Below are 13,595 nucleotides of genomic sequence, written 5' to 3'. Positions count from 1 at the left end.
TCACGACGCCGCTTGAACGCCTGGATCGCCGCATCTGCGGTGCAATCGGCTGTCGGTTGACATCGCTCAAGCTTGTCCCGGGTTTCCGAGTGAAGCTTTCATCTTGCGGGCCAGCCGGTCTCAGTGAGTGCGTGCAGCTTTCGCCGCAGACGAGCCGGCGAGGGGCCAACGCATTGAAGGAGCAACCTTATGCGAGCGCGTGACGTGATGACGACCTCGGTCATTTCCGCCAGTCCGGAGATGAGCGTTCAGGAGACCGCGAAGCTGCTCGTGGAGCACTCGATCAGCGCGGTTCCCGTAATCGATGCGGACGGAAAGCTGATCGGGATCGTAAGCGAAGGCGACCTCGTGCACCGTGTCGAAATTGGCACGCATGCCAGGCGCCGCTCCTGGTGGCTGGAGCTTCTTGCGTCCAGCCGTGAATTGGCCAGCGAGTATGTAAAGGAACACGCGCAGACCGTGAACGACCTGATGACTGTCGACGTCGTCACGGTCGCCGAGGACACGCCGCTGTCCGAAGTTGCCGAATTGCTGGAACGGCACCGCATCAAGCGCGTGCCGGTCGTCGACAACGGCAAGATGGCAGGCCTGGTGAGTCGAGCCGATCTCGTGCGCGCGCTTGCCAGCGATACGCACGACAAACGGAAGTCGTTCGCGCATGCGGACGTCGAGATACGCGAGGCGATACTGAATGCGATGTCTGGCCAACGCTGGGCGCTAACGCGAGGCCAGATCATCGTCAGGAACGGCAAGGTACATCTATGGGGCGTGATCTTCAGCGAAGAGGAGCGCAAAGCGGTGTGCGTGGCAGCCCAGACTGTACCGGGCGTCAGACAGGTGATCAGCCATCTCGTCTATCCTCTTACGCTTCCCTCGATGTAAACGTAAGCGGTCGACACACATCAGCGGGGAAAAGGGCGGTGCTCACGTCGATGCCGAGTGGCGCACGAGCGTGCATTCGTGCTGCGCGAAGCAGCACGAACGCGAACACGAGAGACTACCTCGACCGGTCAGAACTGCTGATCGTAGTTGAGGCGGACATGCTCGGGCTGTGCGAGGCCGTCTCTCGTGATCGTGAGATTGATGTGATAGACACCTTTCCAACGTGCGTCGAACACGTTCCCGTACGTGACCGCATTGCCGTCCTGCGTCGGGTCGAGTGCTATCCGCGTCGATTTTGAATGGAAGGCACTGGCTTCGCTTCGCGGTCCCTGCACGACAGCAACGACGTGAGCATTGTCAATGCGCTTTCCGTTCGACCTGTCGAACAGGGCGACCGTGAGCAGGAACAGGTTCACGTTGTTCGATGCCACGCCGGAACCGCCGCCCGGCGTAGCGGCGCGACTCGCCGGAACCACACCGTAGTGGACGACGAGCTTGCCCGTCGTCACGCTGCGCGTCAGGTCGTTCGCACCGGCGGTCGATACCGCGCCGACAAGCAATGCCAGCCAGGCAAGCAGCACAAGAAAAATTCGCGATCGCATCGGGGCCTCCTCGGCGGTGGATTTACCGCATCGGCAATGCGCACGCAAAGCGACCGGAATCTTGCTTCCATGCTGACATCTCGCGAAAACGCAGGCTTGACGCAGGTCATGCCGCCGCCAGAGTCACGACGCCGCATCATTCGGCGGATGCGTCCGTTCCACCCCAGTGCACCGGCAAGCGGACGACATCCACATGCCCCGGGAGATCGCCCGCCACGTCGCTTTCCATGTACGAGAAGTAGACGACGACGAGACGCCGGAGATCGACAATCCGGACCACGTGTATCGATCCAAACACCGGATCGACGGATTCGTCGAACACCTGAGCCAGCCGCGGCAAGCGGGCGGTCGTGGCGAGCGTTCCGGTCTGGTGGCAGGACACCGATGCTCCGGCGCCATGTCTGTCGCGCAAGGACGGTCGTTCGTCGCGCGCGTGCGGCTCCGAGACGAAGCACGTTACTCCGTGGAGCTTCGGGTCGTCGTACGCGGATATGCCGATATGCGCGCCGTAGCGCTGAGAGTGTGGCGGAATGCGCGCCAGTTCCTCCGCATCGACGACGGATGCGCAGGAGATCGCCAGCGCGACGGACGCAATCCATGTACGTGTTCGCAGCGTGATCATCGCCAGCATCCTCGACTGATCGGCAAAACTGTCTCGGCAGGACTCCCGTGCAACGAGACGGATTGAACTTCAGACTAGGTGCCTGCCGGTATCGAACGCTTGACTTGCGTCAAGGCGGGATGAACGGGTGGCCGGATGCTTGCTGCAAGAGCGGCCGATCGGGCGCGACGCAACGGCCATGTGGCGGGCGGCATCGCACTCGCGACACGGCGCGCGCATCCGTGCGTTAAGAATCCGGTAAGGAATTCCCCCGAAGATGAACGCATCGCTCAGGAGAACCACGATGCGCATATCCGACTCGGTTCGCATGCTATGCCGGGCAGGCCTGGGGGCTGCCATATGCGTGGCCGCCATCGCCGACGCAGGTGCCGAAACGCCGGCCCAGTTGCTGGCCGGCTACACGGCACAGTCAGGCGTCGGCGCCATGCCGTCGCGCGGTCAGCAGTTCTTCACGTCCCGACATGGGCGCGACTGGAGCTGCGCGACCTGCCATGGCGGCACACCGACCGGTGCAGGCACGCACGTCGTTACCGGTAAGACCATCGAGCCGCTTGCGCCCGCTTTCAACCCGGCCCGATTCACGGACGGAGCCAGGACCGAAAAGTGGTTCCGCAGAAACTGCAAGGACGTCGTCGGGCGCGAATGCTCGTCGGCCGAGAAGGCCGACGTCCTGAGCTGGCTCATGAGTCTGAAACCCTGACGGCGAACGATCATGAACAACATCGACTCGACGAAGTCGCCGCGCAGGATCGCCGCGCGGCGCCATGCACGCGCAAGCGTGCTCGCGATGCTGCTGATATCGCTGCTGCCGTGCGCGGCACGGGCGGAAGACGAAATGCGCAGCGTCGCGATTCCATTACTGCCGAAGTACCGGCAGGAGTGCGCGACCTGCCATGTCGCCTATCCGCCCGGGGCGCTGCCCGCCGAATCGTGGCGACGCATCCTGAACGGTCTCGACCATCACTTCGGCACCGATGCGACGCTGGACCGGACAACGATCGGGCAACTGGAAACATGGCTGACGGCACATGCCGCGACGGGCGGCGCGGCGCGCCGTCCCCCGGAAGACAGGATTACCCGGTCGGCGTGGTTCGCCGCCACGCACGACGAGGTTCCTGCGTCCGTGTGGCGCAGCGCTGCAGTGAAGCGGCCGTCGAATTGCGCCGCATGTCATACGCAAGCAGACAAAGGAAATTTCGATGAACGATTCGTCCGCATCCCGAGTACACGGTGAACCGGCACCCTCGCGTCCCGCACGGATACTGGTCTGGGACGCTCCGCTGCGCGTATTCCACTGGCTGAGCGTCATTGCCTTCGCCGGCGCGTGGCTGACCGCAGAGAGCGAGCGATGGCGGCTGATGCACGTCGCGTTCGGCTACACGATGCTGGCGCTCGTCGCGTTTCGCGTCGTTTGGGGCGTGGCCGGCACGCGTCATGCGCGGTTCTCGTCGTTCGTGCGTTCGCCGGCGGCCGCTTTCCGCTACGTCCTGAGCCTCGCGAAAGGCCGGCCCGAACATCACGTCGGCCACAACCCCGCCGGCGCGGTGGCGGTCGTCGCCATGCTGGCGATGATGGTCGTCACGGGGGTGACCGGCTGGGGGGCCTACACCGGAAACGGCGAGTCGTTCGGTGATCTGCATGAGGGTGCGGCGAACGCCATGCTCGCGCTCGTCGTGTTCCATGTCGCCGCCGTTCTCGTCAGCAGCGTCGTGCATCGTGAGAATCTGGCCGGCGCGATGGTGACCGGCTACAAGCGCGGTGCGCCGATCGACGGCATCCGGCGTGCGTGGTGGGGGATCGCTGTCGTGATGACGGCCGCGGTGATCGGCTGGTGGTGGACGCAATGGCAGGCGGCACCGCAGCCCGCTCGAGCGGACCGGCCCGTCGCGACGGACACCGGCCGCCCCGCGCACGGCGCGGGCGGGGACGACGACTGACGGCCACCGGCGGAGTGCTCGATCGTGCGCATCCTGCTCGTGGAAGACGACGTCCTGCTCGGCGACGGGATCCGCGCCGGATTACGCCAGCAAGGGTTCCAGGTCGACTGGGTGCGTGACGGCGACGCGGCCCAGCGCGAGCTGCGCGCGCATGTGCATGCCGCGACGGTCCTCGATCTCGGCCTGCCGCTCGTGGACGGCATGGATGTCCTGCAGCGCATTCGCCGCGACGGCATGGCGTCGCCGATCCTGGTCCTGACCGCGCGCGATGCCGTGCCCGACCGCATCAAGGCGCTCGACGCGGGCGCCGACGACTACGTGATCAAGCCCGTGGACCTGTACGAGCTCGGTGCGCGCCTGCGAGCGCTGGTCCGGCGGTCCCACGGTCGGCCGACCGAGCGGCTTCACGCGCAGGACGTCGAGCTGGAACCCGCGTCGCGAACCGCGCGCCGCGCCGGCGTGCCGGTCGCGCTGTCCACGCGAGAGTTCGACCTGCTGCACATCCTGATGCTGAATGCCGGCCGGGTTCTGTCGCGCGAGCAGATCGAGCAGTATCTGTACAGCTGGGGGCAGGAGGTGGAGAGCAATGCCGTCGAGGTCCACATACATCGCCTGCGCGCCAAGCTCGGCAGCGAGCTGATCCGAACGGTGCGCGGCGTGGGTTACGTGCTGATGCGGGGCGATGCATGAAAGCCCTGCTGCCCGCGCGTTCGTTGCACGGCCGGCTGCTGACGCTCGTGCCGGCCGTGGTTCTCGGTGTCTGGCTATCGACGCTGATGCTGACCTGGCTGGATGCGCAGCGCGAGATCGACCGGTTGCTCGATGGCCACCTCGCGCAGGCGGCGGCACTGCTCGTCGCGCAGCAGGCGCGCGGGCCAGATGACGACGACAATGCGATCGACGCGCCGATCCTTCATCCGTACGGCCCGCGTGTGGCCTTTCAGGTGTTTCATGACGGGCGGCTCGGCCTGCATTCCGAAAACGCACCGGCGAAGCCGATGGTGGCGCCCGAGCTGACCGGACGCGATCGGGCTTCCGGATTCTGGACCGTCGTGATCGACGGGAATGCGTGGCGGGTATTCGTCGTGCACGGCGTGCGCAGCGACGTTCAGGTGTTCGTGGGCGAGCGAATCGATTCACGCGAATCGATCCTGCGCGCCGTCATGCGCAGTGCATTCTGGCCGATGGCGGCCGCGTTGCCGTTGCTGGTGCTCGCCATCGGCTGGGCGGTTCGCCGCGGCACGGCGCCGCTGCGCGATTTCGGCCGAGTGCTGGCGCGGCGCAATCCGCAGGCGCTCGATCCGATTCGGCCGGATCGGACACCGCTCGAGATGCGGTCGATGCTGGATGCGCTGAACCGGCTGTTCGAACGGATTCGCACCGTCATGGACGCGGAGCGCCGATTCACTGCCGATGCGGCTCACGAGTTGCGCACGCCGATCGCGGCCGTCAAGGCACAGGCGCAGGTCGCCATGGCGGAGCCCGATGACGAGCGACGCCGGCATGCGCTGCGAGGCGTGCTCGAAGGGTGCGATCGGGCCGCGCGCCTGGTGGATCAGCTTCTGTTGCTTTCGCGTCTCGATGCGGGCGCACTGACGGACCGTGCACCGGTCGACGTATCGGCCCTGGCGAAACGGGTGGTCGCGGAAGCTGCGCCACGGGCGATCGGAAAACGGCAGCGGCTGGAACTCGATGCGCCATCGCCATGCGTCGTCGGCGGCAACGAACCATTGCTCGAGTCGATGGTGCGCAACCTGGTCGACAACGCGATTGGCTACAGCCCGCCACAGGCGCGCATATCCGTTTCGGTTTGCCGACGGGAAGGGCATGCCGTGCTACGGGTCGAAGACGGCGGCCCGGGTATCGGCGACGACGACCTGCACAGGCTCGGCGAACGGTTCTTTCGGCCGCAGGGAGCCCGGCCGGGCGGGAGTGGCCTCGGCTGGTCGATCGTACGGCGAATCGCTGCCGCGCATGACGCGGACATCGAGGTGGGTCGATCGCCCGCGCTCGGCGGCCTGCGCGTGGTCGTCTCGTGGCCGGTTGCCGATGCAACGGACGCGGCCACGCACTAGTCAACCATGTACATCAACGATCAGACCGCACGCGTTCGACGGGTCACGGCAGGCTACGCGAGCAGCCGATCGCGACCGGCACGGCGTGCCCGTCGCCACGCACGCCGCGCCATGCGATCACTGGCCGACGGCGCCGCTTGCAGGGCCGCCAGGCTGGCCGTGCATGTAGCCCGGCCCCATGCCCGTGCCCATGCCTTGCCCCCGATGCATGCCCCACCTGGGCGGAACGTCGGGCAACTTGATGCCGCGCGCCTTTGCGCGCTTCTGCATCTCGGCGTGATGCTCCGCGCGGATTTTCTCGCGCTCGGCGTCCGATGCCGCAGCGAGCATCCGGGTACGGTATGCGCTGCGCTCGGCGGGTGTCATCAGCTGACTGCCGTACATCATGCCGCCCGGCTCGACGGCGGAACCGCCAGCGGGCTGGCGCGGCTGGGCATCGGCCAGACCGGCCGTCATCGCGACCGCGACGCCGATCAGGCACGAAACGGTGAACCTGCTCACTGCGGACATGACGCTCTCCAAATCGTTTGCATGGTTTCAACCGTACGCAAAGATGACGATCGAACCTTTGCCGCAGATCAAGTCCCCGCGGAGTGCCGGCGATCATGCTGTTGTCAAACGTTCGGCGCATCATTCGGCGTCACGGCGACGAAGCGTGGTGCGCCCACTCGATTCCTGTCATGTCGGAGCTGCCAGCCATGTCGAATTCATTGCATTATCGTGAAAGAACCGCGGAAGTCGCCGAGCAGATGCGCAAGCTTCGGCAGTCGCAGCCGGACCTCATGTCCGCCTTCGGCGCGCTGGGCGTGGCCGGTACCAAAGAGGGCGCGCTGACGAAGAAGACCCGCGAGCTGATCGCGTTAGGCATCGCGATCTCATGCCGCTGCGACGACTGCATCGGTTTCCACATGCAATCGCTGATCAAGCTGAAGGCGACGCGCGAGGAGATCGAGGCGGTCGCCGGTGTCGCCGTCTACATGGGCGGCGGCCCGTCGATGATGTACGCGGCACATGCGTTGATCGCGTTCGACGAGCTTTCGACGTGACGTGCGGCCTTGCTCAACCCTGGAAGGTGACCTGAATCGTGATGTCAAGAAATCCGGACGTTGTTTCGGAAACCGTCGCTGAATCGACGCCCGCGATGGCCGCCGCAGCCACGCGAAGCACCTGGGTGAGCGTGGCGGTCAACCTCGCGCTGAGCATCGCGCAAGTGGTAATCGGCATCCTGTCCCGATCGCAAGGTCTCGTAGCGGACGGGATTCACTCATTGTCCGATCTGATCGCGGATTTCGTCGTGCTGCTGGCCAGTCACCATAGCCGCAAGCCCGTCGACGAAAAGCATCCTTACGGCCATCAGCGCTTCGAAACCGGCGCATCGCTGGCACTTGCCGCAATTCTGCTGCTGGTCGGTGGCGGGATGCTCTGGTCCGCCATCCAGAAGCTCGAGCATCCGGAAGCGATCGCGCGCGTCCACGTCGCGGCGCTCTGGGTCGCGCTCGTCGCGCTCGCCGCGAAGGAAAGCCTGTTCCGTTACATGTTCTCGGTCGCCACGCGAGTGAAGTCGAGCATGCTCGTCGCCAACGCATGGCACGCGCGTTCGGACGCCGCATCGTCGCTGGTCGTCGCTTGCGGCATCGTCGGCAACCTGCTCGGTTATCCGCTGCTCGATCCCGTCGCCGCGCTGATCGTCGGCGGGATGATCGTGAAAATGGGCGCCACGTTCGGCTGGGACGCCTTGCACGACCTGATGGATCGGGCGGCCGACGCCGAAGACGTGCAGGCGATCCGCGCGACGCTGCGCGCGACACCGGGCGTGCTCGACGTGCACGACCTGCGCACGCGAAAGACCGGCGACCTGATCCTCGTCGACGTGCATCTCGACATCGACGCCGATCTCACGGTTGCGCAAGGGCACGACATCGCCGTGGACGCGCGTGCTCGCGTGATGAAGCATCACCGCGTCCTGAACGTGATGACCCACGTCGATCCGCGCAAGCGGGAACGCATCGCTGAAACCGCGTCCGGGATGCGCGGCCGGTAAGCGGCACCGGTCGGCCGGTCAGCCGGTGCGGCCGATCGGCACGGCGTGCATGCCGGGTGTCACTCCGCGCCACGCGGAGGATGGCCGCGCCGGAACGTCAACCGGCGTTCCTTGAGAAGCGCGCGCCAATTGAGCTTCATCAACGCGAAGACGACGCCGAGCAACGCCAGTTGCGTGACGATGAAGTATCCGCCGAGATAAGTGCCCTCGAGCCCGGACTCCACGTCCAGCCGGGTCGACGCAAGGCGGCCGAGGTGCGCCCAGATCGCATAGGTCGCGGCGCGGCCGACGAAGAACGCCGCGGCGATGATCCTGAGCGGCAATCCGGAAAGGCCGTATGCAATGAACAGATAGTTCGACGGAAGCGGGCTCAGGGCATAGAAGAAGAACGCACCGGCGGTGAGCGTCCTGTGCTTGCGCAGCCAGTGCGTGGCGACGTCGATGTTCTCGCGATCCGATTGCCGCATCCAGCGGGCGCGCACGAGCGATCTTGCGAAGGTCGCCAGGATGACGCGGCCAGTCGTCGCCGCGCCGGCCGCCACGATGGCAAAGATCAGTGGATTGCCTTCGGGCAGGTTGAACCCGACCCACGACATCGCCATCCACGTGGGCGGGGCGAACGCCGGCATGAGATTCAGCAGAAGAATCAGCAGAAACAGTACCGCCAGCGTCAGCACGATATCGCCTCCAGGCGCTTCGGTGTCACGCTTCGATTGTGCTGACGAAAGGCGCCGCCCGCTTGACTCACGTCAAGCAACGCGCCGTGCCGGTCATTCGCGTGACGCGCTTCGCCGTGACTCAGGTCAACGGTCGAACCGCGGCATTTCCTAGACTGATGCCACGCCGTGAGCAACCGGAACCGGATGCGGCGAACCCCGCCGTGCACGGCAATCGGAAGAATGGTCATGTCCCGAATCCGCTGGTCGATCGATCTCGCGTTGCTGGTCCTTGCAGCGTCTACGCTCGCCGCGGGGGGCATGTGCGTGGCGTTCGGTCTGCTTTCACTCGCGCGGGGCGTCTGGCTGGTGGGTACGGTGCCGGTCTTGCTCGCGTTGACCGTGTCGCTTGCAAAGGCCGTGGCGAAGCGGCAGGCCGGCATCGACGTGCTCGCATGGCTGGCGATCGGCCTGGCAATCGCGCTGGACGAGACGCTGACCGCCGCGGTCATCGCATTGATGCTGGCCAGCGGCCGGACGCTGGAGCGGTATGCGCAAGACCGCGCGCAACGCGAGATGACGGCGCTGCTCGGCCGTGCCCCCCGACAGGCGACCCGGTTCGAGAACGGTGAATGGCGTTCCGTTGCGCCGGAAACCATCGTTCCGGGTGACAGGCTGCTCGTGCGTAGCGGCGAATGCGCGCCGGTCGACGGCACGTTGACCGACGACGCGGAACTGGACGAGTCCATGCTGACGGGCGAGTCGTCCACCCAGCGGCGACGTTCCGGCGAAACCGCATGCAGCGGCGTGGTCAACGCAGGCGCGCCGTTTGAAATGGTCGCCCGCACCACGGCAGGCGACAGCACGTTTGCGGGCATCGTCCGCATGGTCGAGCGCGCACAACACGAGCGCGGTCCGGCCGTGCGTCTCGCGGATCGCTACGCGGCATTCTTCGTGCTCGCCTCGCTGCTCGTCGCCGGCATCGCGTGGCTGCTGACCGGCGACGTCACACGCGCGCTCGCCGTGCTCGTCGTCGCCACGCCTTGTCCGTTGATCCTCGCCGTGCCGGTCGCCATCGTGTCCGGCATGTCGCGTTGTTCGAAACGCGGCATCCTGGTCAAGGGCGGGGGCGCGCTCGAACGTCTCGCGCAAGCGACGATTCTGTTCTTCGACAAGACCGGGACGCTGACGGGCGGGCGGGCACGCATCGTTGCGATCGAATGCGGCACGAACGTCGGCGCGGGCGATGTGCTGCGTTTCGCGGCGTCATTGGCACAGGCTTCGGGGCACGTCATTTCGGATGCGCTGACGGTCGCCGCGCGGGAACGCCGGATCAATCTGTCGCCGCCATCGGTCGTCATGGAAACGGCGGGCGAGGGCGTCACAGGCCGGGTCGACAACCGGACCGTCGCGATCGGCAAGTTCGGATACGTCGCCGCCTCTTCAACGGTCGCCCCCTGGAGCGACGCGTTCCTCAAGCGGGTCGGCAACGAGGGCGGGGCTGCCGTGTTCGTCGGCGTCGATGGTGTCATGATCGGTGCGATTCAGATGGCCGACCAGGTGCGGCTGGAAACGCCGCGGGCATTGCGGCTGTTGAAACGAGAAGGCGTCGAGCGCCTCGTCATGCTGACCGGCGACCGGCGAGACATTGCCCAGGCCGTCGGCGAGTTGCTGGGTGTTACCGACGTGCGTGCCGAGCAGACGCCGACGGACAAGCTTGCCGCGATTCAGGCCGCGCGCAAGGAAGGCGTGACGATCATGGTCGGCGACGGCGTGAACGACGCGCCGGCGCTTGCGGCCGCCGACGTCGGTATCGCGATGGGTGCGCGGGGGGCGGCCGCGTCATCCGAAGCGGCCGACGTGGTACTGCTGGTGGATCGGCTGGATCGACTCGTGGATGCGATACGTATCGCACGACGGTCGCGCCGAATCGCACTCGAGAGCGTGGTGGCCGGCATGTCGCTGTCGGTCGTCGCAATGACGATTGCGGCGGCCGGATTCCTGCAGCCGATTGCCGGTGCGGTCATTCAGGAAGTCATCGACGTCGTCGTCATCATCAATGCGTTACGCGTGTTGCTGGTTCGCCCGAGGCCAGCGGACGCCCGACTCGCCGATGTCGACGTCGAGCAACTCAAGCGCGAGCACACGGCATTGTCACCGTTGCTGGACCAGATCAGGGACCTCGCGGATCGTATGCCGCAACTATCCGGGGCAGCCATCGCCAGTGAGCTTGTCCACGTGATCGACTCGCTGGACGAACGGCTGCTGCCGCACGAACGCGCCGAGGATCGGGACGTCTACGCGCGACTCGCCCCGCTTCTCGGTGGCGAGGACCCGCTAGCGGCGATGAGCGGCGCACACCGGGAGATCTTCAAGATGGTCCGATCGCTCAGGCAGATGGTCGCGGACCTTCCGCGCGACGGAACGAACGCCCTGCAGGTGCAGGCGATACAGCGTTTGTTATACGGGCTGGAAGCGATCGTACGCCTGCATTGCGCTCAGGAGGAGGAACTGTTCCACGCCGTCGGAGCGGATGCGTGACGATGACACGCGTCACGCATGCGGCGCACTCACCAGAAGAACCGGCGTTTTCGTGATGCGCGCAACGCGTCCGGCCACGCTGCCGACGAGCCAGCCCGTGACGCCGCGCCGCCCATGGGTGCCCATGACGATCATGTCCGCGCTCCATTCGATGGCGTCGTTCACGATCAGGTGAGGCACGTCCGCGCCGGTGCGATCCGTTTGAATGAGTTGAGACTGCGCGTGCGCGGGTGTGCCATCGAGCAGGGCCATGGCTTTTTGCAGTGCACGATTGCCTTCGCTGACCAACGCGGCTTCCAGCGTCTCGACGGGGACGAAATCACCCAGCGATGTGGGGCGATCGAGCACGTGTATCGCTCGGAATTCGGTCTCGGGACGCGAGAATTTCAACCCCGTTTGCAATGCGTGGAGCGCAATCGGGCTTCCGTCGACAGCGAACAGCATCCGCCGCGGCAGGTGCTCGGCGACCGACGCAAAACCTTCCGGAACGATGAGCAGCGGGCAACCAACGAGCTTGCCGAGCGGGCCGGAAACCGTTCCCTCGATCCATCCGAGCAGGCCATGATGCTGACGTGTGCCGACGATCATGAGTTCGGCCTGCCAGGCGTGTGCACTTTCGGCCAGCGCATGCACGACATCCCCGCCGTGCGTGGACAAGTCGATGACTTCCGTGTCGATCGAGATGTCGTCGCGCGAAATGGCGCCTTGGGCACGCGACAGCGCGTCGGATGCGTCTCGCAACAATTCGTCGCGGGCCGATTCGAGAAATGCCGTGGCTTTCGACCCGAGCGGGACGAGCGTTCGCGGATTTTCCGCAACGCTGACGATATGCACCGCGGCATTCGACGGGAGGAACGCTTTGGCATACGCGAGGGCATGTGTGGATGCGGTGGAACCGTCGACGGCGATCAATACCCGCTGGGAGGCGGAGACTGCCTGGACGGGTGAAGTGCTGGTATTCATGAATGTCTCCCGGTGACAACCGACGGTCTTGTACACGGCAATTTTTCGCACGAGGGGCGTCTACCGGCTTGACCTTCGTCAAGCACGTTCGTCTTCGCAGTGCCGGGCGAGATGGCGGGTCGATCGCGTCGAGTGCATGGCCGTTGCCACGTTGAATGCCATGATCCTCGCCAGGATGACCTCACCGGCATCCTAGGCCCGACCGAAGCTTCAAATCAAGCGTTTGCCGGCATTCACGGTCAACGGCATGGTGACGTGCTCGACGCTCAATTCCGGTCACCGGACGGGACCCGCTGCCGGGCGACGCGCGCGCGCAAAGGCAGAATGCGCGGAAACACGTTCTCCGACCTGAACAGCTTGTGTACCACCGCGCCCAGCACGTGCAGGCCGACCAGCGCGGCCAGCCCGTAAGCCGTCAGCGCGTGCAGTTCTCCCAGCCAATGCGACAGCTCGCGACTCCTGGGCACCAGGGTCGGTAGCGAGAAGAGCCCGAAGCAGCTGGCCGTGTGCCCGGCCGCGTTCGTCTTCATCCACCCGAGCACGGGAATGGCGAACATCAGCACATAAAGCAGCCCGTGGACGCTGCGTTCCGCGAAATGGTTCAGCGTGCCGGCCGGATTGACCGATGGCGGGAGGCTGCGGCGCATACGCAGCCGATTCACGATACGAAGCGCCACGAGCCCAAGAATGGCGATGCCGATCGACTTGTGCAGGCTGACGAGGTCCTCGTTGTCGTCGAGCAGCAAGCCGACGATCAGGTTGCCGATCAGCGCGGCGGCCAGCAGCCAGTGCAGCAGGCTGATCGACAGCGGATAGCGGGTATTGGTTTTCATGACGGGAATGCCTGTTCAGTGGCGAAAGCGTGCCCTGCTCGGATTATCCGAGCAGGTCGTGGTAGTGCTTCTTCGTACCGTCTATCCGGCGCAACGCCTGCTTTGCGGCGGGTAGATCATTGGCCTGGATGGCCCGGTCGACCGCGGTGAATTCATCCCGCAATGTGCGCATGCCTTCGTCGTAAGTCGGTTGGTCATTGCGATACCGCTGGCGGCTCGCCTGTTGCGCATCGCTTTCGAGCCGGGCCACGTAGCCGTTCATTTCCGGAATCGTCCGGCTGTTCATGGCACCCTGCATCGCGTGCTTCATGTCTCGCATCAGCGTCTTGATCTCGCCTGCGGACGCCGGTGCGGCAGCCACGAAAAGCAACGCGCCCAGCGTTGCGCAAAAACGGAGTCGGAACGGTAGCCTGTTCATGGTCGTCGATTCGATTGCGAGTGTC

Annotated in this window: 17 protein-coding genes; 9 read left to right on the top strand and 8 right to left on the bottom strand. The window is 65.5% G+C overall.

Annotated features, from left to right (window positions below):
* Positions 1-189: 189 nt before the first annotated feature.
* A complete protein-coding gene (locus tag DIE11_RS15370; protein WP_124625198.1) occupies positions 190-882 on the top strand; it encodes a CBS domain-containing protein in 693 nt (230 codons plus the stop codon).
* A 128-nt stretch (positions 883-1,010) separates the two neighbouring features.
* On the opposite strand, the gene DIE11_RS15365 is transcribed toward DIE11_RS15370, so the two are convergent.
* Together DIE11_RS15365 and DIE11_RS15360 are read right to left on the bottom strand one after the other, a co-directional pair.
* Positions 1,011-1,484, bottom strand: coding sequence for a hypothetical protein (locus DIE11_RS15365; protein WP_124625196.1), 474 nt, complete (start codon positions 1,482-1,484; stop codon positions 1,011-1,013).
* Positions 1,485-1,620: 136 nt separating this feature from the next.
* Positions 1,621-2,115 carry a CreA family protein gene (locus DIE11_RS15360; protein WP_124625192.1) on the bottom strand — a complete coding sequence of 165 codons (495 nt, stop codon included), beginning with the start codon at positions 2,113-2,115 and terminating at the stop codon, positions 1,621-1,623.
* 298 nt (positions 2,116-2,413) lie between these two features.
* Between DIE11_RS15360 and DIE11_RS15355 the strand changes: the two genes are divergently transcribed.
* The 5 genes from DIE11_RS15355 to DIE11_RS15335 are packed head-to-tail and all read left to right on the top strand — an operon-like array spanning position 2,414 to position 6,118.
* Positions 2,414-2,806, top strand: coding sequence for a DUF1924 domain-containing protein (locus DIE11_RS15355; protein ID WP_244112028.1), 393 nt, complete (start codon positions 2,414-2,416; stop codon positions 2,804-2,806).
* Positions 2,807-2,818: 12 nt separating this feature from the next.
* Entirely contained in the window at positions 2,819-3,340 is a 522-nt protein-coding gene (locus tag DIE11_RS15350) for a diheme cytochrome c (RefSeq protein ID WP_124625189.1), read from the top strand.
* Positions 3,306-4,043, top strand: a complete 738-nt coding sequence (locus tag DIE11_RS15345; RefSeq protein ID WP_124625187.1) for a cytochrome b/b6 domain-containing protein — start codon at positions 3,306-3,308, stop codon at positions 4,041-4,043. The genes DIE11_RS15350 and DIE11_RS15345 overlap by 35 nt, the downstream gene beginning before the upstream one ends.
* A 24-nt stretch (positions 4,044-4,067) precedes the next feature.
* Complete coding sequence (locus tag DIE11_RS15340) at positions 4,068-4,733, top strand: response regulator (RefSeq protein WP_124625185.1); 666 nt, start codon at positions 4,068-4,070, stop codon at positions 4,731-4,733.
* Positions 4,730-6,118: an ATP-binding protein gene (locus DIE11_RS15335; protein ID WP_124625182.1), complete on the top strand. Its 1,389-nt coding sequence runs from the start codon at positions 4,730-4,732 to the stop codon at positions 6,116-6,118. Before DIE11_RS15340 ends, DIE11_RS15335 begins: the two co-directional genes overlap by 4 nt.
* Positions 6,119-6,235: 117 nt before the next feature.
* On the opposite strand, the gene DIE11_RS15330 is transcribed toward DIE11_RS15335, so the two are convergent.
* Complete coding sequence (locus tag DIE11_RS15330; RefSeq protein WP_124625179.1) at positions 6,236-6,628, bottom strand: hypothetical protein; 393 nt, start codon at positions 6,626-6,628, stop codon at positions 6,236-6,238.
* Positions 6,629-6,816: 188 nt separating this feature from the next.
* Between DIE11_RS15330 and DIE11_RS15325 the strand changes: the two genes are divergently transcribed.
* Positions 6,817-7,164 (top strand): carboxymuconolactone decarboxylase family protein, encoded by a 348-nt coding sequence (locus DIE11_RS15325; protein WP_124625586.1) that lies wholly within the window; start codon positions 6,817-6,819, stop codon positions 7,162-7,164.
* 95 nt (positions 7,165-7,259) lie between these two features.
* Positions 7,260-8,159 (top strand): cation diffusion facilitator family transporter, encoded by a 900-nt coding sequence (locus DIE11_RS15320; RefSeq protein WP_260437120.1) that lies wholly within the window; start codon positions 7,260-7,262, stop codon positions 8,157-8,159.
* A 59-nt stretch (positions 8,160-8,218) separates the two neighbouring features.
* Here DIE11_RS15320 and DIE11_RS15315 read toward each other — a convergent pair whose 3' ends face one another.
* Together DIE11_RS15315 and DIE11_RS15310 are read right to left on the bottom strand one after the other, a co-directional pair.
* Positions 8,219-8,836: a hypothetical protein gene (locus DIE11_RS15315; RefSeq protein ID WP_124625174.1), complete on the bottom strand. Its 618-nt coding sequence runs from the start codon at positions 8,834-8,836 to the stop codon at positions 8,219-8,221.
* Positions 8,830-9,066 (bottom strand): hypothetical protein, encoded by a 237-nt coding sequence (locus DIE11_RS15310; protein ID WP_124625171.1) that lies wholly within the window; start codon positions 9,064-9,066, stop codon positions 8,830-8,832. Before DIE11_RS15310 ends, DIE11_RS15315 begins: the two co-directional genes overlap by 7 nt.
* Between DIE11_RS15310 and DIE11_RS15305 the strand changes: the two genes are divergently transcribed.
* Positions 9,065-11,356 carry a heavy metal translocating P-type ATPase gene (locus DIE11_RS15305; protein ID WP_124625168.1) on the top strand — a complete coding sequence of 764 codons (2,292 nt, stop codon included), beginning with the start codon at positions 9,065-9,067 and terminating at the stop codon, positions 11,354-11,356. The genes DIE11_RS15310 and DIE11_RS15305 overlap by 2 nt on opposite strands.
* Positions 11,357-11,368: 12 nt before the next feature.
* On the opposite strand, the gene DIE11_RS15300 is transcribed toward DIE11_RS15305, so the two are convergent.
* From DIE11_RS15300 to DIE11_RS15290, 3 genes are all read right to left on the bottom strand, one after another.
* Positions 11,369-12,319 (bottom strand): universal stress protein, encoded by a 951-nt coding sequence (locus tag DIE11_RS15300; protein ID WP_124625165.1) that lies wholly within the window; start codon positions 12,317-12,319, stop codon positions 11,369-11,371.
* A gap of 266 nt (positions 12,320-12,585) precedes the next feature.
* A complete protein-coding gene (locus tag DIE11_RS15295) occupies positions 12,586-13,152 on the bottom strand; it encodes a cytochrome b (protein WP_124625162.1) in 567 nt (188 codons plus the stop codon).
* Between the two features lie 43 nt (positions 13,153-13,195).
* A complete protein-coding gene (locus DIE11_RS15290) occupies positions 13,196-13,570 on the bottom strand; it encodes a cytochrome b562 (RefSeq protein WP_124625160.1) in 375 nt (124 codons plus the stop codon).
* Positions 13,571-13,595 lie beyond the last annotated feature (25 nt).

It is taken from the genome of Burkholderia sp. Bp9012, from assembly GCF_003853825.1.
Classification (GTDB): Bacteria; Pseudomonadota; Gammaproteobacteria; order Burkholderiales; family Burkholderiaceae; genus Burkholderia; species Burkholderia diffusa.
This window is presented reverse-complemented; position numbering and strand designations above follow the sequence as displayed.

Bases quoted from the DNA above. Each gene is read 5' to 3' on its own strand.
- DIE11_RS15370 (WP_124625198.1), top strand. From the start codon at position 190: ATGCGAGCGCGTGACGTGATGACGACCTCGGTCATTTCCGCCAGTCCG.
- DIE11_RS15365 (WP_124625196.1), bottom strand. From the start codon at position 1,484: ATGCGATCGCGAATTTTTCTTGTGCTGCTTGCCTGGCTGGCATTGCTT.
- DIE11_RS15360 (WP_124625192.1), bottom strand. From the start codon at position 2,115: ATGCTGGCGATGATCACGCTGCGAACACGTACATGGATTGCGTCCGTC.
- DIE11_RS15355 (WP_244112028.1), top strand. From the start codon at position 2,414: ATGCTATGCCGGGCAGGCCTGGGGGCTGCCATATGCGTGGCCGCCATC.
- DIE11_RS15350 (WP_124625189.1), top strand. From the start codon at position 2,819: ATGAACAACATCGACTCGACGAAGTCGCCGCGCAGGATCGCCGCGCGG.
- DIE11_RS15345 (WP_124625187.1), top strand. From the start codon at position 3,306: ATGAACGATTCGTCCGCATCCCGAGTACACGGTGAACCGGCACCCTCG.
- DIE11_RS15335 (WP_124625182.1), top strand. From the start codon at position 4,730: ATGAAAGCCCTGCTGCCCGCGCGTTCGTTGCACGGCCGGCTGCTGACG.
- DIE11_RS15330 (WP_124625179.1), bottom strand. From the start codon at position 6,628: ATGTCCGCAGTGAGCAGGTTCACCGTTTCGTGCCTGATCGGCGTCGCG.
- DIE11_RS15325 (WP_124625586.1), top strand. From the start codon at position 6,817: ATGTCGAATTCATTGCATTATCGTGAAAGAACCGCGGAAGTCGCCGAG.
- DIE11_RS15320 (WP_260437120.1), top strand. From the start codon at position 7,260: ATGGCCGCCGCAGCCACGCGAAGCACCTGGGTGAGCGTGGCGGTCAAC.
- DIE11_RS15305 (WP_124625168.1), top strand. From the start codon at position 9,065: ATGTCCCGAATCCGCTGGTCGATCGATCTCGCGTTGCTGGTCCTTGCA.
- DIE11_RS15310 (WP_124625171.1), bottom strand. From the start codon at position 9,066: ATGACCATTCTTCCGATTGCCGTGCACGGCGGGGTTCGCCGCATCCGG.
- DIE11_RS15300 (WP_124625165.1), bottom strand. From the start codon at position 12,319: ATGAATACCAGCACTTCACCCGTCCAGGCAGTCTCCGCCTCCCAGCGG.
- DIE11_RS15295 (WP_124625162.1), bottom strand. From the start codon at position 13,152: ATGAAAACCAATACCCGCTATCCGCTGTCGATCAGCCTGCTGCACTGG.
- DIE11_RS15290 (WP_124625160.1), bottom strand. From the start codon at position 13,570: ATGAACAGGCTACCGTTCCGACTCCGTTTTTGCGCAACGCTGGGCGCG.